Below are 17,616 nucleotides of genomic sequence, written 5' to 3'. Positions count from 1 at the left end.
TGAACCTCAGGTTAAAGAAGCTTCTCTGCCCCTTTATAAACCGCTTCAACCTTCAATGCCGTCGCGGCATGGCCCGGATGCTTGTCAGGGTTCCATTTTTTCATATCCTCGAAAATAGTGCCTTTCGTGTGGTATTCAATGCTTCCCTTCACCTGATAGGATTTGCCTTCCGGTGTGATAAACAAGATGGAACCACTGCTGCCGGCTTCTATGTTTTCCAGTGTTTTTGAAAAATAATTATTGGCAACCACCAGGGTATCTTCACTGTATTTGGAAACACAGGTGGCATAAATGGAATTGGGAATACCCTCTTTATTCACCGTTGACAAAATGATGGGACCTTTTCGGTTTTCCCATGCCTTGCTGACTTCTTCAGGTAATACGGCCATTATATTGATCCTTTGGGTAACAGGTTCTATAAAAAACAGGTGTCACTTATCTTAAATGAGACACCTTTCTCTTAAAGAAAATGCAAGGTTTATACCAAAAGAATTAGGTTAAGTTAAGATATGAATTATTCCAGACAGTTATTCAACAAAATATTGTTTTTTGCCACCTGCATACTCCTGAACGGTAGCAATACTGCACTGCCATGGCCTCGTTTATGGCCACCTCAATTCATTTTTACTTGACCCCCATCACTTGCTCAGGTTATTGAGTTAATGGATAGGTTCTCGTTAAACATGTTCTTGCTAAAGATTTGATGCACAATAATCTCGATGCCATCATTTAAAAATAAATTTTAGTCAGGAGACCTTAGGATGACCCAAATAACCACATATGAAAAATTGGAACAACAGGTGAGGTCTCTTCAACGTCAAGTTGCATCCTTAAAGCAAAATGAAGTTTCTTTAAAAGAATCGGCAAAACGATACAAGATTGCACAGAGCAATGATGCCATGCTCAGGATCTCCATGGCCCTGCCAGAATACCCGGACCTTGAAGAGCTGCTCGACTATATCACAGGTGAAATTAAGCGGTTGCTGGATACCCAGGGGGCGCTTGTCATTCTTCTGGATGAAGAGAGAAAAGAATTTTTTTTCCCGGGAGCCGCCGATAATGACAAGGCGACCCAAAAAAGGGTAAAAGAAATTCGGCTTCCCATTGACAGCCTGGCCTCTGCAAAGGTTGTCAAAACTGGAAAACCGCTGATTGTAAATGATGGGTACAAGGATGCGGCACGCTATTCCAAAAGAAATCATGAGTTTGGATATTCTTTTGACAACTATGTGCTGGTTCCGATAAAAAGTTATGATCGAATTATAGGTGTTCTGGCAGCATTCAATAAATCTGAAGGTCTTTTTGAAAATCCGGATATGAACTTATTGGAAATGATTGCCGGAACCGTGGGGCTTTCCATCGAAAATGCCAGGTTTTCCGATGAATTAAAACACTCCCATAAAGAGCTTCAAAGCCTTGACCGGGCGAAAAGCAAGGCAATCAATCATTTATCCCATGAATTAAAGACCCCGGTTTCCATCTTCAGCGGGACATTACAGATCCTTGAAAAAAAGCTTGAAACCCTTCCGGATGATTCCTGGAAACGATCCATGGACAGAGCCCAAAGAAACCTGGAACGAATCAAGGGCCTTCAGAATGAAATTGGTGACATCATATCGGAAAATAAATACGAACATCCGCAATTGCTGTCCTTTTGCCTTGATCAATGCACAGATTTACTTGAGGACACCCTGGAGATGGAAATAGGAGAAGCAAAGGTTCTCGATCGTGTTCGAACCCGTATCAACGATATTTTTAAAATTAAGAACACTGAACCTGAAGAAATCTGGCTTGATGAATTCGTCCGGCAAGGTCTTGAAAAAATGTGCCTTAAATTTACCCATCGCGAGATTAAAATCGAACAGGTCCTAGAACCGACGCCATCTGTTTTCATCGCATCTGAACCCTTGCAAAAAGTTATGGAAGGCTTGATAAAAAACGCGGTTGAAAACACCCCTGATCAGGGAAAAATAAAGGTGATCGTCTCAAATCAGGAATCCGGTCCCCGTTTTTCGGTTAAGGATTATGGCGTGGGAATTCTTAGGGATCATAGGACAAGAATTTTTAAAGGTTTTTTTACAACCCAGGGAACAGCTGCCTATTCTTCAAAAAAACCCTTTGAGTTTAATGCCGGCGGGAGAGGAGCGGATCTGCTGCGGATGAAAATATTCTCTGAACAATATAATTTTTCGATTCATGCGTCTTCAACGAGATGTAAATTTATTCCCGACAAAAACGACATCTGCCCGGGGAATATTGGCAACTGTTCTTTTTGCAAGAGTAAAAACGATTGTTATCAATCCGGCGGTTCTGTTTTTACCGTGGATTTTAAAATTTAAGGTGAACTTTTTAAATATTCAATCGGGCTCTGCCAGGTCAAGTTTTTAAGAGGATGGTAACGGCAAAGCCCCTGGGTTTTAGATTGCGCGCTGTGACCTTCCCCCGGCAGGTTTCCACACAGGTTTTCACGATGGCCAGCCCCAGGCCGACACCCCCTGAATCCCGATCCCGGGAAGGTTCTGGTCGGAAAAAAGGCTCGAAAAGCTGATCAAGAAGATCTTCGGGCACGCCGGGACCTATGTCCCGGACTTCTATGGAAACCCTATCTTTTTTCTTTTCGGCAAGAACATATATGGGACTATTGTGTCCGGCGTATTTGACGGCATTTCTCACAAGGTTGGCAAGGGCCCGGGTCAAAAGTTCGGCAGATGCTAAAACACGGATCTCAGGGTCTATTTTTATGATGATCTCTGGTGCCGGTGTGGTCTCCCGCTTCACTGCCGCCTGTACCACGGGAAGCAGGCTGATTTTTTCAAGCTTGACTGTTTGTGTATTCATTTGGGTCCGGGAAAAGGCCAGAAGTTCATTGACCAGTTTGGACATGTGGTCAATATCTTCCATGACATCGACGACCCGCCTGCGGTTTTCTCGGTTGACTCTTTGTTCCAGCGCACCGAGGCCGAACTGAATTCGGGCGATGGGCGAGCCCAGTTCATGGGCCACGTCACTTAAAAAACGTTTCTGGCCCTTCACAAAAACGGACAATCTCGCCGTCATGTGGTTTATCCCTTTGGCCAGCCGTCCGATCTCATCGGCCCTGGGTTCTTCATGAAGAACCACATCAAATCGGCCCCGGGCAATTTTTTCCGTAGCCCGGGTCATTCGGGTCAGGGGCCGCGTGATGTTTCTAACCATGGGAATCCAGAAAAATACCGAGATCAGTATCACCACAACTGCCACGATCATCCAGGGCAGGGGATCAAAAAAAAAGCCGTTTCCCGTTACGGAGTCCGACACTGCCAGCAGCAGGGCCGGGACCGGCGGATGCGAGGTGGCAGGGGGCAGCGGTATCCGAACCCCGGTCCAATAGCGGGTCGGATGCCGGGTTTTCATTATGAAACTCGGTCTTCTACCAAGCCCATCCGCGTGCAGGGGCAATTTTTTTTCCATGGCATTTTTTTTCAGCGATGTACTGCCATCATCGACGATGTGGTTTTTCGGGTATTTTTGAGGATCCTCAAACCCGGGGGGCGGCGGGAATCGGCCAGGTAAAGGGGGGTGGCGCAAAGCATTTTCAGCCTTCTTTATGACCGCATCAGGCAGGTCCCCTTCCGTAGAAGAAAAGCAATGGCCGTCTTCAAGCACAAGGGCAAAATCCACCTGGTGGATCTTTGCATGTCTGGACAGTACACCGGTCCAGTTCGTCTGCAATTTTTGGTTCAAGTCATGGGCGATCAGCATGCCTGCGGTGCGCAGGCGATTGGATCCCTGCTGGCCAAAAATAGCATGCAGGTTCACCTGTGGCTGGAATGCAAAAAATACGGACAGGGCTGCCACCACCAGGAGCAGGTTCAAAAAAAACCAAAACATGATTTTGGCAAATAAAGAGGATACCAGGTTCATGATTTCTGACGCTCTGGATCTTTGAACATATACCCTGCGGTACGCACTGTCTGGATGAATCGGGGATTGCGGGGATCTTCCCCGAGCTTGCGCCGCAATGACGAGATATGAACATCCACGGAGCGATCAAACACATCGTAGCTCCTGCCGGCCACGGAATCCAACAATTGGTCCCGGGTCAAAACCCGGCCCGGCGCCTTGGCCAGGAGTGTCAACAGATCATATTCAACCGGGGTCAGCGTCAAAACTTTTTCTCCTAAACGGGCCGTTCGGGCGCCTGGATCAATGTGCAGATCCCCAAATTTCAAGGTCGTATTCCTCGTTTGAGTGGCAGTCTTACGGTGAGAGGAATGTCGACGGGTAACGGCGCGAAGACGCGCTAAAAGCTCACGCGAGGAAAAGGTCTTTGGAAGATAATCATCGGCCCCCATCTCGAGCCCCACGATCCTGTCAGTTTCCTCCCCCATTGCAGTGAGCATCAAAACCGGTATGTCCGATTCTTTGCGCAATCGTTTCAACACCTCAAATCCGTCCATACCCGGCATCATGACATCAAGAATTACTGCCTCGTAGTTACCGGCCAGAATCATTTCCAGTCCTTTAACGCCATTGTGGGTTGCCTCCAGGGCATACCCCATGGGTCCCAGGTAATCGGCCACAAGTCGGCACAGTTTTTTGTCATCATCGATCATTAAAATTTTCATTTCACCTGGAATAGTTCCCTGATGCGTCATGTTTATCTCCACCTCTTCAGTCTTGAATAGAGTTTCATTTTTATACCATCGATACTATAAGCGCAATTTACTTTACAAGATCTTTACAATTTTATCCTTGATCAACATAAACGCTTTACATGCCGGGTCTATCTTATATTCAGAATCGAGGACAAATCCCCGATAAAATGACTGTAATTAAAGGAGATACACCATGAAATCTAAATTAAATCAAAAATTGAGCACCCACATTATTGTTGTTCTCATCACAATCTGTTTTATTCCGGCACTGGCGCTGGCAGGTACTCCCGGCGAATACCGTCAGGATAAAAGGGTTGAGATGAAGGGCCATCCCGGACCCCCTCTTGCGATCTGGCGGAACCTGCAAATAATTCAGGAACTGGCGCTTACCGAAAATCAGGTCAAACAAATCAAGGATATTGATTTTACCTTTCGTGAAAAACATCTGGTGTTGAAAGCGCAGCTCGACACCTTCCATCTGCAATTGGATAAGGCGTTTTCCGCTGACAATGTCGATGATACGGCCGTCCTCAAAATCGCGCAGGAGGTTTCCAATGTAAAAAGTAAACTCTTTGTTCAGAACGTTGAATCTCGACTGGCCCTTGGAAAAATCCTTACTGCGGATCAAATCAAAAAGATGAGTCTGTATGATATACAACCCAAAAGAAAAGGGCCGGGGCAAGGTGGGGAGCGCAAGCCTTCCAAATAAGGCTGATAGGTAAATATTGCCGCATAATAAACCGGATATCTTTTTGCTTTTGAAGACCCATAATAAATTTTACTGAAATAGTCCCATGGGATTGGTTGGGAAATTTCGAAAGAACGCATCCCTGATATGAAAATAAATCTACATAAAAATGCCAGCACCACCCCGGCACAGCGTGCTTTCATTCAGAATGCGGATCAGATGAGTATCTCAGACCTTGCCGACAGGATCGGAGTGAGTGAAACCACTATCCGGCGGTGGAAGAACCGTAATTTTGTCTTTGATAAACCCCACACCCCCAAAAAGGTCAAAACAGCAATGCCTCCTGGGCAGGAAATCCTGGTGATTCTTCTCAGAATCTGCCTTCACCTTGGTCTTGACGATCTCCATCAAGTGGTACAAAAATTTATTTATCCCGACTGTTCAAGATCCGGCCTGAACCGGCTTTTAAAACGGTACCATATTTCCAGACTCTCCCCTTTCAAAAAGGATTTGCCCAGGAAACCTGCTATTAACCTGAAGGATTATCGCGGCACATATTTTTATTATAACAAGGTAATTTTACCCCCCATGCCCGTCACACGGGCACCTTTCCATGTGCAGACCCTGCTGGACTATTCTTTTAAATATTTTTATGCAGACATCTGCATATCTCCTAACCCGCCGACCCAGTTTTTTATTAAACAGGCCCTCCATCATTTCCCCCTGCAGGTTCTGGGAATCATATTTACCGATCCCATTATTCTTTTTGACTCAGATATGCATATCCAGCAATCTGTTCATCTCCACAATCAGCTTATCAAAAACCACTGCCAGGGTCATGATCTCATTCCCTGGTACCTGAAAACTATTCCTGACCCGACCTTAGAACAGCTTAAGCGGACAATAGCCTCCATAGAAAAAAGATATCACCCCCCAAAGATTAACCTGCCCTGCTTTGACAATGCCGGCCTGCTGGAAAATATCTGGACGTATAATACAAAGATACGCCTGACAGCATTGAAACATAACACACCCAAACAGGCCATTCAAAAATATTACGCCCATTTTCCAAACAGCTTTAAAAAAAATCCAAACCAATCCTTTGAGACATCATTGCCACCCCAAAATATTGATTAGAATGCTTTCCAACGGCCCTCCGCCACCGCCAATGATGGGCGGCGGAGACCATGGCATAATCTTTTCAATTAAGGGGCGGTTGAAAGGCCGCCTCTTTTCTCACTAAAGCAGTAAAAAAATTATACAATTCCTTCAAAAATCTGTATTATAATTTATTTTTTTACCCCATATCCTTTAAGGAGAAGAAAATGAAATGTCATGAAGTGGATTATGAAATTTTTGGAAACGATATGCAAACCGTGGAAGTAGAACTGGATCCAGGCGAAACAGTTGTTGCCGAGGCAGGTGCCATGAACTGGATGGAGGACGGTATCTCCTTTGAAGCTAAAATGGGAGACGGATCCCAACCAGATCAGGGGCTTATGGGCAAACTCTTTAGTGCGGGTAAACGGGCAATGACCGGCGAATCCATGTTTATTACCCATTTTACCAACCAGGCCCGGGAAAAAAAACGGGTGGCCTTTTCTGCCCCCTACCCCGGAAAAATTATTCCCGTTGACATGGCAGCCATGGGCAGCGAACTGATCTGCCAGAAGGACGCCTTTCTCTGTGCAGCTTTAGGCACCCGCATCAGCATTGCCTTTAGCAAAAAACTTGGAACAGGATTTTTCGGAGGAGAAGGCTTTATCCTCCAGCGCCTCCAGGGAGACGGCATGGCCTTTATCCATGCCGGGGGCACCATTGTCCAAAAGCAGCTCAATAACCAAACCCTCCGGGTGGACACCGGTTGCATCGTGGGGTTCACCCCTGGCATCGACTATGACATTGAACGGGCCGGCAACCTCAAATCCATGTTTTTTGGCGGAGAAGGCATGTTTTTAGCAACCCTTTCCGGCCAGGGCACGGTCTGGCTCCAAAGCCTGCCCTTTTCCCGGCTGGCCGACAGGATCATTGCCCATGCCCCGTCTTCCGGTGGCACCGACAAAGGGGAAGGGTCTATTTTAGGCGGCCTTGGCCGGATGATCGACGGGAAATAATGCAAAGGAAGCATCATGAACGAAAGGTATGATTTTATTATTACCGGTGCAGGCCCCACAGGTCTCGCCGCTGCGATTACGGCCGGTCGTCTTGGTGCCTCATGCATCGTCCTTGAAAAAGGGTGCCGGCCCGGCCCTGAACCCAGGGGAGAAAGCATCGCTCAATATGAATTGATGGATGAGCTGCTTGGCCGAGACTGGTTAAAAAACAATGCCTCAAACGATCCCTCGTTCAGAAGGTTTCACAGCCCCATGGACCGCAAAAACACCCTCATTGATGTTCATAAACCCTATTATTTCTTCCATTGGCGTCATCTGATGGATCATATGAAAGCCCTTGCCATTGAGGCGGGGGCCAAGTTTTTGTTTGAATCCGAGGTATTGGATTTAATCGAAGAGGGCAAGTGCTGTACGGGCATAAAATACAAAGACAAACAAAACCATATCCATGAGATAAAGGGGACAACGGTCCTTGGATGCATGGGGCATAAAGACCCTTTGGGCAAAAAGTTCGGGATCATAAGAGAAAAGATCGACTGCCCCACAATTAAATATTACACCACCCATGCTCCCCGGGTAAACATATCGGAACATCCGAATCTTCAATTTTATATGATCCCCCCCAAAATGCTGGAAATAGCACCCAACCTGCCGCCGGCAGTCGCCTATGTTTTTCCATTGGCCGATGGAGAAATGGAAGCCGGATTAATGCTTCGTCTGGGACAGTTAAACAGTATAAAAAACATTGAAATCCCCGATGATAACTTGATGCACAAGGTATGGGATCATTTAACCCAAAGGTATCCCGGTTTTTCAGAGTTTTTTAAAGGCGCCCAGACAAATTATAAAAAATTAACGGTTATTTCCAACCGCCAATTATTTAAAAATATTATTCCCCATGAACGAGGCGGTCTGATATTGCTTGGAGACACCATTGGTTTCAGTGAAGCCAATGGATCATCCGGGTTATACTTCGGCATGGCACAAGCCGATTTCTGGGTTCGGCTGATCCTGAAAAGAAGGAAAATTCAGAGTGATATCTGGTCTGAGAATTTTGCAGCAACAGCCAGAAACGACTATCAAAAAGGGTCTGTTTATAAATATATCAAAAAATCCTATCGAGACATTGTCCTGGCCGAAAAGATAATGTTCAAGTTCTGTGGGTCTGATCGCTTGTTAAACAGATGGTGGAAACCGCTCATGGCACTTTTACAAATGAAGAGTTGAAACCCATTTCTTTTCCCCCGGGAAAGGAGGATATAGGTTCTTGAAGCCCTGGGCCAGCAAAGAAAATCTTGACAGCTATCAATTCTTTTCCTGGAGCATGGTGATCACCTGAACCAGCCGGGATACCAGGTGGTCATGGTAGATTTTGCCACCCTCAAGGGTTGCCTTGGAGGGCTCCCCGGTGGTGCCCTTGGACTTTAAGGTTAGTTTTTTCATCTCTTCGGGGCTTGAGGGCACATAACAGAGGGTATCTTCCCGGTATGAGGGGTCCACGCTGTACAACTTCGCGTTGGGATGGGGATTGTCAATGGCCCGGTCCATCTTGACCAGATCCGGGTACCGGTACATCATATGGGAGCCTTCGATCTCTTCGGCATGGCCCACAGCTCCCCAGCCAAGCTGATCCGTGATGGTCTTGGACATATAGGCCGGATCAAAAATCGCCAGTTTCACCCCAAGTTCCCGTTTGGCCCTCTCCCCTGCCATCTGCATCCAGGTGATATTGACGATGCGATGCCCATTGATCAATACAAAATTTTCAAACCCGTGGTGATGAAGGGAAGAGATGATATCAAAGGCCATCTCAGCCAGAATTTCAGGCCGGATGGTGATGGTGCCGGGTAATACCATGTGATGGGGACTCCACCCGAACCACAGGGGAGGCGCCACCGGGACATTGGTTTTTGATGCGGCATCCTCGGCCAGGGTCATGGCCACCATGGTATCGGTCCCCAGGGGCAAATGGGGGCCGTGCTGCTCTGTGCTGCCAAAGGGAAGCAGAATAGTTTTTGAGCTGATCTGAATTTTTTCTTGAATTTCCTCCCAGGTCATGTCCTGGAGCCAAACACTGTCGTCTGTCATATTCCCCTCACTTTATCGCTCTATAGTGGGTCCGGTCAATAAATTGCTCGGACCCGATTCATATTTATTCCATGGCGCTTATTCCATGGCGCTTATTCCATGGAGTCCAGAAAATGGGTGTCAATGTCTCCCCTTTGGAAACGTTCATCGTCAAAGACTCGCCCGTAAAACCCGATGGTGGTCTCAATACCCGTGATCTCAAATTCTGCCAATGCCCGTTTCATCCGGCGAATGGCAGAAGGCCTGTCCTTTGCCCAGACAATCAGCTTTCCGATGAGAGAATCATAAAAAGGGGTGACCATGTATCGGTCATATATATGGGTATCCACTCGAACTCCCGGGCCCCCGGGAAAAATCACAGATTCAATCTGACCCGGAGACGGCATGAAATTGTCAGCCGGATCACTCGCATTGATCCTGCACTCCATGGACCATCCATTGAGGACGATATCATCTTGTTTGAGCTTAAGGGATTCTCCTGCTGCAATCAAGATCTGCTGTTCCACAATGTCTACCCCTGTGACCATCTCTGTCACCGGATGTTCCACCTGGACCCTTGCATTTATTTCCATGAAATAATAGTTTTTATCCTTGTCCACCAAAAATTCCATGGTTCCGGCATTGGTATACCCAACAGCTTTAGCCACCTTGACGGCGGTTTCACCAAGGGTTTTGCGAAGGGTTTCATCCACAAAGCAAGAAGGGGATTCTTCGATGAGCTTCTGGTATCTCATCTGGATGCTGCATTCCCTTTCTCCCAAATGAATATAGTTGCCCTGGCTGTCACCTAAAATCTGAATCTCAATATGCCGGGGTTTTTCAATATATTTTTCAAGGTATAACTTGGGATTTCCAAAGGCTGCCTTTGCTTCTCCTGAGGCCATGGCAAAAGCCCCCACGAGGGCATCCGGGGTGTGGGCAATTCTCATTCCCCGGCCGCCACCGCCGCCAGCGGCCTTTAATATCACGGGATACCCAAGCGGACCGGCAATGGCGCAGGCCATGTCCGCCGATGAAACAATGTCATCACTGCCCGGAATAACACGAATACCAAGGGCAATGAGGGTCTGCCTGGCAACCGACTTGTCCCCGGCCATGGCAATGGTTTTAGCAGATGGGCCTATAAAGGTAATTTGATTGTCAACACAGGCCTGTGCAAAGTCAGCATTTTCCGAGAGAAACCCATACCCCGGATGGATGGCGCAGGCGTTTGTCTCCTTTGCCGCAGCAATAATGCGGTCCATGTTTAAATAACTTTTATAGCTCAGGGCAGGACCTATATTGACGGCCCTGTCCGCATATTTTACGTGTAGACTCTCCTTGTCGGCATCTGAAAACACCGCCACCGTCTCAATCCCCATTTCCTTACAGGCCCGGATGACCCGCAGGGCGATCTCTCCCCTGTTTGCGATTAATATCCGCTTAAATAACATAGTGCCCCCCATGGTTTTATCTGGCGTAGGTCTTAATTGAGCTCAATCTCTATCAATGCCTGGTTCTTCATGACAGGATCTTCGTTTTCAACCAATATTTTTTTGACCACCCCCGGGTGTTCGCTACGAAGTTCCGTGAAAATTTTCATGGATTCAATCACACAGATGATATCCGACGACGTGATGGACTGGCCTTCTTCCACCAGGGCTTTTTCCCCGGGTGCAGACGCCCTGTAAAAAGTTCCCATGACAGGCGAAGTGAGGGTATAGGTATTATCTCCCATTGATCTTTCTCCTTATGGTTCAATTTGCATTTATAATATTTAAGTTGTTGTTATCCATTGATAATTATACGATGATTTTTTTAAAATATACTTGACATATATTTTGAATCTATGTCAAGTATATTTTTATCTTGGCAAAAAACACCCAAAAAAAGGGTTATTTTACGGCATGAATAATAGGTCAAAAATACAAAAAATTCCCAAGCAACCATTGGCTGTTACTGCCTATGAAACAATCGTCAGAAGAATCATCTGTCTGGAATATCAACCCAGCCAGCACCTTGAAGAAAGTCAGCTAGTGGAAGACCTGGGCATCGGCAGAACCCCCATCAGAGAAGCCCTTGTCAGGCTCCATGGCGAAAAAATGGTGGAATCCCACCCAAAACGGGGGGTGATTGTCCGCCCCATTACCCTGCAGAATACCAAGGCCATGTTTGAAAGCATGAACCTCATCGAGATGGGCCTGGTGGACATCGCCATTAAAAAGGATTGTTCTACTTTCATCAAACGAATGAACGCCACCAATTTAAATGTTCAAAAGGCCATCCAGAAGAATGATGTTTTTGGTCTGGTGGAGGCAAACCATGAATTTCACATGAATTTTGCCAGGTGTTCCCAAAATGAATTTCTCGTCCGGGCGGTGGGGGATATCAGAACCGAAGCCAAGCGGCTCTCCTATTTATCCTATGATAATATCATTGACCCCAAAAAGCCCATTGAAGCCCACTATGAGGTGGTCTTTCAGGAGCATGAAAAAATAATAAAAGCTGTTTTGGAAAAAGAGGGGCCAGGCCTCAAAGAACTCATCCACGACCATATTATGACCTTCAGGCAGCGCATCATTGTTTTTATGACATCTTAGTTTTCATGTCATGACATCTTAAATTAAGGAGCGAAGCATCAATACGCATTTCATACACCCCAATAAAAAGGAGAAAAAAATGAAAAAAGTATTCGTTGGTTTGATGGGCTTATTATTTTCCCTCACCCTGTTTTCCACTGCCATGGCAAAAACCAAATGGGATCTGCACCTGAACTATCCTGCAGGTAATTTTCACTCCCAGGGAGCCAAAACATTTGCCGATAAAGTGGCCAAAGCAACCAATGGAGAGCTGACCATTGTACTGCATCCGGGCTCTTCCCTGGGATTCAAGGGACCAGAACTTTTAAGGGCGGTTGCCGAAGGCCAGCTGGCACTTGCCGAAATTCCCACGGGCATGGTTGAAGGAGATGCACCGGTCCTAGCGCTTACGGCCCAGCCATTTATCTCCACCAACGCCTTTGAACAGCGGCTCTTATATCAGCTTGCCAAACCCGTGTATGCCAAAAATTTAAAGCGATTTAACCAAAAGACCCTTTATACCTCCATCTGGCCTTTTTCCGGTATCTACACCCAGCGTCAAATCCAGTCCGAAGCAGATTTGAAAGGCTTAAAAATGAGGGTCTATGACGGCACGGGCCTCGCCTTTGGGAAAGCCACGGGTATTGCCGCCAGAAAAATGCCTTTTTCCGAAGTTTATCCGGCCATGAAAGCAGGTCTTTTAGATTCCATGTATACCTCTTCTCCTTCAGGTGTGGATGCCAAGGCATGGGAAATTTTAAAGTTTTTTACCCCCATCAATATTGTGGGTCCTGTGAACATGATCAATGTCAACCAGGCGGCCTGGGACAAACTGGACAAGAAAACCCAGGAAATTGTTCTTGAAATTGCCACCCAAATGGAAGACGACATGTGGAATCTTGCAGGCGACATGGACCGTAAAAGCCGGGCCACCCTGATCGAAAACGGAATGACCATTAATCCGGTCAGCAAGGAATTTAGGGCAGAGCTCAATGCCGTTGGTGAAAAGCTAAGGGCCCAGTGGGCAAAGAAAGCAGGATCAGATGCCCAGGCCGTTCTCAGCCAGTATTACCAAATTACCGGCCGTTAGAAGCAGCTTATATTATAAACCAGGTTGATTCCGGGGGGAATAGGCCTTTTTGGTCCATTCCCCTTAAATTTTGGTGATATACATGAATAAACTTGCAAGACTGGCAGACAGCTTAAGCGATCTTTCGGCCAAAATTTCTGCTGTAATTCTCGGGCTGATGACCGTGTTGATTTTGGTGGAGATTTTCATCTGGAACCTGTTTCAAAAAACCACCTTGATAGCCGATGAGTACAGTGCCTATGGTCTGGCTGCCATTATTTTTCTAGGGGCAGGCTACTGCCTCAAAGAAAAGGGTCATATCAGGATCACCTTGATCCTGGGCTTTTTGCCCCCCAGGGCGACCCGGATCATCACATTTGTGGCGACGATGATCACCACAGCCTTCATGGGGTATCTGTGGTGGTACCTGTTTAAAATGGTAAGATCAGCCTTTCGGTATGAATCCACCTCGGGCACCCTGACCCACACCCCTTTATGGATTCCCCAGGCCCTCATGCTCACGGGTGCCGGCATTTTTTTTATTCAATTGGTTGCCACCAGCATCAAGACCTGCCAGGCAATTAAAACCCAAGAGGAAATCGTATAATGGAAGCAGATCTCCTGGTAATGACCTGTGTGGTGTTTGGGGTACTTTTCCTGGCACTGTCCGCAGGGGTTTGGGTTGGCTTTGCCCTTTTCATTGTGGGATTTGTCGGCATGACCCTCTTTGGAACCCTGCCCGCCGGCAGCAACATGGCCTCATCGGTGTGGTCAACCATCGAAAAATGGGAATATGTGGCCCTGCCCCTGTTTATTCTCATGGGGGAAATCCTCTATCGATCCGGAATTTCGGAAAAACTTTTCAAGGCCCTGGTGCCCTGGCTTTATCGTCTGCCCGGGGGACTATTGCTCATGAATATTGTGTCCTGCACCCTGTTTGCCGCAGTCTCCGGTTCCAGCGCCGCCACAACCGCCACCGTGGGCCGGATTACCCTGGCAGAGTTTGATAAATTGGGATATGATAGAAGCCTTTCCATGGGCTCCCTGGCGGGCGCCGGCACATTGGGGTTTTTGATCCCCCCCTCCCTGATCATGATCATCTATGCCATTTTAGCCGAGGTTTCCATCGGAAAAATGTTCATGGCCGGCATTTTACCGGGGTTATTGCTTGCCGGTATTTATTCTTCCTACATTATTTACCGGGGAATCAAAAACCCTGAAATTGCCCCCCGAACCCAGGACAGCTATTCCTGGGCAGACCGCATCATCGGCCTTAAGGACCTTGCCCCCACCTTTGTGCTGATTCTCATGGTTCTGGGCAGTATTTACGGCGGCTATGCCACCCCGACAGAAGCTGCGGCCCTGGGCGTTTTCGGGGCCTTTGCCTTTGCCCTCCTCAACCGCCAGATGAACCTGAAAATTATATTTGAATGTCTTATGGGGGCCGTTAAGACCAATGCCATGATCATGCTCATCGTTGTGGGTGCCGGGTTTTTATCACGGGTCATGGGATTTTTGGGAATCCCGGCAGCCATTACCCAGGCGATTATGGAACTGAACCTGTCCCCCTATATGCTCATGCTGCTTTTGGGGGGGGTATACATTCTTCTGGGATGCCTTTTGGACGGATTTTCCATTGTGGTCATGACCCTGCCCATTGCCCTGCCCATGGTAACGGCAGCCGGATTTGATCCCATCTGGTTCGGCATCTATCTTATTTTAATGGTGGAAGTCAGCCAGATCACGCCGCCGGTTGGGTTCAACCTCTTTGTAATCCAGGGACTCACCGGTGAGCCCATCACAAAAATTGCAAGGTATGCCATGCCCTTCTTCTTTTTAATGTTATTGACAACTGTAATTTTGACAATTTTTCCGGAAATTGCCTTGTACCTGCCAAATCTCATGGCAGCCAAATAGAAAGGAGTGTGACCGATGACCGTTATCGACTTAAATTGTGACATGGGCGAAAGCTTTGGTGCCTACCGAATCGGCATGGATGACCAGGTAATGCAGCATATCACCTCGGCCAATATTGCCTGCGGCTGGCATGCAGGAGATCCTCTGGTCATGAATAAATCCGTAAAACTTGCCGTTGAACATGGGGTGGGTATCGGTGCCCACCCTGGCTTTCCCGATCTTTTGGGGTTTGGCCGAAGAAACATGGCCTGCACCGAACAGGAAATCCGAAACTATCTCATTTATCAAATTGGTGCCCTTGAAGCCTTCTGCCGAGTTCACAAGACAAAACTTGCCCATGTAAAACCCCATGGGGCCCTCTACCTTGAGGCCGTTGAAGATCAAACCATTGCCCGGGCCATTGCCACCGCGATCATGGACCTTGACCCGAATCTCTATTTTGTTGCCCTGGCAGGAAAGAAAGGGGAAACCATGCGGCGCATGGGAGAAGAGCTGGGGCTCAAGGTGGTCTATGAAGCCTTTCCCGACCGGGCCTACACGCCAGAGGGAACCCTTGTGTCCAGAAAACAGCCCGGAGCAGTTATTTCAAATCCAGATGAGGTGGCCCAGAGAGCCCTTGACATGGCCAATGGATTTGTCATTGCCATGGACGGTTCCACCCTTAAATTGGATGTCCAGACCCTTTGCGTCCACGGGGACACCCTGGGGGCTGTGAATCTGGTCAAAACCATCCGAGACGTTCTGGGGACAAACAATATTAAGGTTTGCCCCATGGGAGAGCAGGGTTAGCCATGGAATCACAACTCTTTAAACGAGCCGTATACCACCTGGCAGGGGACACAGGTCTTCTGGTGGAATTTGGAGAGGGCATTGACCCAAAGGTAAATGCAAAGGTCAGGGCCATGACCCGGGCCCTGGAAAAAACGATGCCGACTGGTGTCAGGGAAATTATCCCCACCTACAGGTCCCTTTTGTTCGTCTATGACCCCCAGGCAACCAATCCGGATATCCTTTGTCCCTTGATAGAACAGGTGGAAAATTCCCTTGAAACCCTTGCCATGACACCGGCCAGAATCGTCGAGATCCCGGTGTGTTACGGCGGCAGATTCGGTCCGGATATCGAGAATGTACAAAAGCCCCATGGACTGACCACAGACCAGGTGATCCAGCGCCATTGTGCACCTTCTTACCTCATCTATATGGTTGGATTTACCCCGGGGTTCCCTTTCCTGGGCGGACTGGATGCCACACTTTTTACCCCCCGGCTGACAACACCCCGCATGCACGTCCCCGAAGGATCCGTGGGAATTGCAAACAACCAGACCGGCATGTACCCCATTGCAAGCCCCGGCGGCTGGCAGATCATCGGAAAAACCCCCCTAAAACTTTTTGCACCCCATCGCTCCAATCCTTTTTTGTATAAGGCCGGCGATAAAATAAAATTTATTCCCATATCTGAGCCTGAATACACACAGCTTGCCCAGGAAGAGGAGAACAAATGAGCGCACTAAAAATTATGGCACCGGGCGGATTTACAACCATCCAGGACAAGGGAAGATTTGGATTCCAGCAAATGGGGGTCCCGACATCCGGTGTTCTGGATTCCTTTGCCTATGAGATGGCGAACCTTCTGGTGGGAAATGATGCCAGTGCCGTTCTTGAAATTACCGTCATGGGACCGAAACTTGAAATTAAAAAAGAGATGGACATTGCCCTTACCGGGGCAAAAATGGGAATGACCCTCAATGACACGCCTGTTGAACAATGGAAGTCCATTCGGGTAAAACCCGGCGATTTTCTGACAATCTCCCAGGTTCAACAGGGCTGCCGGGCCTACCTTGCGGTCAGCGGCGGGATAAAGGTTCCCCGGGTAATGGGAAGTTTTTCCACCTATGTGGGGGGAAAAATTGGCGGATTTAAGGGCAGACCCCTTCAACAAGAGGATACCCTTGAAACCCATGACGTCCCTCTGTTACCATCCCCCCGCACCCTTGCCCATGAATTTATCCCACGCTACCCGACCCATGCCCTTATCCGTGTTATTTCAGGCCCCCAGGACGATTACTTTAATCTGGAGGAAACCCCCTTATGGGGAAGCGACTACATGGTAACCCCAAAGGCAGACCGCATGGGATACCGTCTCATGGGCAATCCCTTGCCCATAAAAGAAAACATGCCAAAAAGCATCGTTTCAGAACCTGCCATGCCGGGAAGCATCCAGATCCCGCCGGACGGTCAGCCCATCATTTTGTTGGTGGAACAGACGGTGGGGGGATATGCCAAAATCGCCACCGTGATTTCCACGGATTTATCAAAGGTGGCACAAACCACCCCCGGGGACACCCTTGTCTTTGAGAAAATTAATTTAAAGGTAGCCCATGCCCTCCATAGGGAAGAAACCCTTAAAATTAAAAAAATCAAAGCCTCTTTTTGATTTCCTACCAGCCAAAGCGCCAAAGAAACAAAGAATTGTTTTTGGCTTTACAGGGCCTTTAATTGCTGATATGGATTTTTTAAAAATTCGGTTTAGCCCAGGCAACCTCAA

General features: G+C 47.7%; 18 protein-coding genes. 12 read left to right on the top strand and 6 right to left on the bottom strand.

The genetic code is table 11. From position 1 onward, the window contains the following. Window positions 1-11: 11 nt before the first annotated feature. Window positions 12-389 carry a pyridoxamine 5'-phosphate oxidase family protein gene (locus tag ACZ45G_RS02240; RefSeq protein WP_464175023.1) on the bottom strand — a complete coding sequence of 126 codons (378 nt, stop codon included), beginning with the start codon at window positions 387-389 and terminating at the stop codon, window positions 12-14. A gap of 372 nt (window positions 390-761) precedes the next feature. On the opposite strand from ACZ45G_RS02240, the gene ACZ45G_RS02235 reads away from it, so the two are divergent. Continuing rightward, window positions 762-2,339 (top strand): GAF domain-containing sensor histidine kinase, encoded by a 1,578-nt coding sequence (locus tag ACZ45G_RS02235; RefSeq protein WP_464175021.1) that lies wholly within the window; start codon window positions 762-764, stop codon window positions 2,337-2,339. Window positions 2,340-2,376: 37 nt separating this feature from the next. Here ACZ45G_RS02235 and ACZ45G_RS02230 read toward each other — a convergent pair whose 3' ends face one another. Continuing rightward, window positions 2,377-3,903 carry a sensor histidine kinase gene (locus ACZ45G_RS02230; RefSeq protein WP_464175020.1) on the bottom strand — a complete coding sequence of 509 codons (1,527 nt, stop codon included), beginning with the start codon at window positions 3,901-3,903 and terminating at the stop codon, window positions 2,377-2,379. Further along, a complete protein-coding gene (locus ACZ45G_RS02225) occupies window positions 3,900-4,637 on the bottom strand; it encodes a response regulator transcription factor (protein ID WP_464175019.1) in 738 nt (245 codons plus the stop codon). Before ACZ45G_RS02225 ends, ACZ45G_RS02230 begins: the two co-directional genes overlap by 4 nt. A 193-nt stretch (window positions 4,638-4,830) precedes the next feature. Between ACZ45G_RS02225 and ACZ45G_RS02220 the strand changes: the two genes are divergently transcribed. From ACZ45G_RS02220 to ACZ45G_RS02205, 4 genes are all read left to right on the top strand, one after another. Then, window positions 4,831-5,346, top strand: a complete 516-nt coding sequence (locus ACZ45G_RS02220; RefSeq protein WP_464175018.1) for a Spy/CpxP family protein refolding chaperone — start codon at window positions 4,831-4,833, stop codon at window positions 5,344-5,346. Window positions 5,347-5,472: 126 nt separating this feature from the next. Further along, window positions 5,473-6,462, top strand: coding sequence for a transposase family protein (locus ACZ45G_RS02215; protein WP_464175016.1), 990 nt, complete (start codon window positions 5,473-5,475; stop codon window positions 6,460-6,462). A gap of 188 nt (window positions 6,463-6,650) precedes the next feature. Next, window positions 6,651-7,439, top strand: a complete 789-nt coding sequence (locus ACZ45G_RS02210; RefSeq protein WP_464175015.1) for a TIGR00266 family protein — start codon at window positions 6,651-6,653, stop codon at window positions 7,437-7,439. 15 nt (window positions 7,440-7,454) lie between these two features. After that, window positions 7,455-8,666, top strand: a complete 1,212-nt coding sequence (locus tag ACZ45G_RS02205; RefSeq protein ID WP_464175013.1) for an NAD(P)/FAD-dependent oxidoreductase — start codon at window positions 7,455-7,457, stop codon at window positions 8,664-8,666. Window positions 8,667-8,744: 78 nt separating this feature from the next. Here ACZ45G_RS02205 and ACZ45G_RS02200 read toward each other — a convergent pair whose 3' ends face one another. From ACZ45G_RS02200 to ACZ45G_RS02190, 3 genes are all read right to left on the bottom strand, one after another. After that, window positions 8,745-9,527, bottom strand: coding sequence for a creatininase family protein (locus ACZ45G_RS02200; RefSeq protein ID WP_464175012.1), 783 nt, complete (start codon window positions 9,525-9,527; stop codon window positions 8,745-8,747). A gap of 92 nt (window positions 9,528-9,619) precedes the next feature. Next, entirely contained in the window at window positions 9,620-10,960 is a 1,341-nt protein-coding gene (gene accC, locus ACZ45G_RS02195; RefSeq protein ID WP_464175011.1) for an acetyl-CoA carboxylase biotin carboxylase subunit, read from the bottom strand. Window positions 10,961-10,992: 32 nt separating this feature from the next. Then, on the bottom strand, window positions 10,993-11,244 hold the full coding sequence (locus ACZ45G_RS02190) for an acetyl-CoA carboxylase biotin carboxyl carrier protein (protein ID WP_464175009.1): 252 nt from the start codon (window positions 11,242-11,244) through the stop codon (window positions 10,993-10,995). A 169-nt stretch (window positions 11,245-11,413) separates the two neighbouring features. Between ACZ45G_RS02190 and ACZ45G_RS02185 the strand changes: the two genes are divergently transcribed. From ACZ45G_RS02185 to ACZ45G_RS02155, 7 genes are all read left to right on the top strand, one after another. Continuing rightward, a complete protein-coding gene (locus tag ACZ45G_RS02185; RefSeq protein WP_464175008.1) occupies window positions 11,414-12,106 on the top strand; it encodes a GntR family transcriptional regulator in 693 nt (230 codons plus the stop codon). A gap of 79 nt (window positions 12,107-12,185) precedes the next feature. Next, the gene (locus tag ACZ45G_RS02180; protein WP_464175007.1) at window positions 12,186-13,175 is read left to right on the top strand and encodes a TRAP transporter substrate-binding protein; all 990 of its coding nucleotides are present in this window, start codon (window positions 12,186-12,188) and stop codon (window positions 13,173-13,175) included. Window positions 13,176-13,257: 82 nt separating this feature from the next. Beyond that, complete coding sequence (locus tag ACZ45G_RS02175) at window positions 13,258-13,761, top strand: TRAP transporter small permease subunit (RefSeq protein WP_464175005.1); 504 nt, start codon at window positions 13,258-13,260, stop codon at window positions 13,759-13,761. Beyond that, window positions 13,761-15,071: a TRAP transporter large permease gene (locus tag ACZ45G_RS02170; protein WP_464175004.1), complete on the top strand. Its 1,311-nt coding sequence runs from the start codon at window positions 13,761-13,763 to the stop codon at window positions 15,069-15,071. Before ACZ45G_RS02175 ends, ACZ45G_RS02170 begins: the two co-directional genes overlap by 1 nt. 15 nt (window positions 15,072-15,086) lie before the next feature. Continuing rightward, the gene (locus ACZ45G_RS02165; RefSeq protein WP_464175003.1) at window positions 15,087-15,860 is read left to right on the top strand and encodes a LamB/YcsF family protein; all 774 of its coding nucleotides are present in this window, start codon (window positions 15,087-15,089) and stop codon (window positions 15,858-15,860) included. 2 nt (window positions 15,861-15,862) lie between these two features. After that, a complete protein-coding gene (gene pxpB / locus ACZ45G_RS02160; RefSeq protein ID WP_464175002.1) occupies window positions 15,863-16,573 on the top strand; it encodes a 5-oxoprolinase subunit PxpB in 711 nt (236 codons plus the stop codon). Continuing rightward, complete coding sequence (locus ACZ45G_RS02155) at window positions 16,570-17,505, top strand: 5-oxoprolinase subunit C family protein (RefSeq protein WP_464175001.1); 936 nt, start codon at window positions 16,570-16,572, stop codon at window positions 17,503-17,505. Before pxpB ends, ACZ45G_RS02155 begins: the two co-directional genes overlap by 4 nt. Window positions 17,506-17,616 lie beyond the last annotated feature (111 nt).

It is taken from the genome of Desulfoconvexum algidum, from assembly GCF_055382125.1.
The sequence above is the reverse complement of the archived record's forward strand: the minus strand, read 5'-3'. Positions and strand labels throughout refer to the sequence as shown.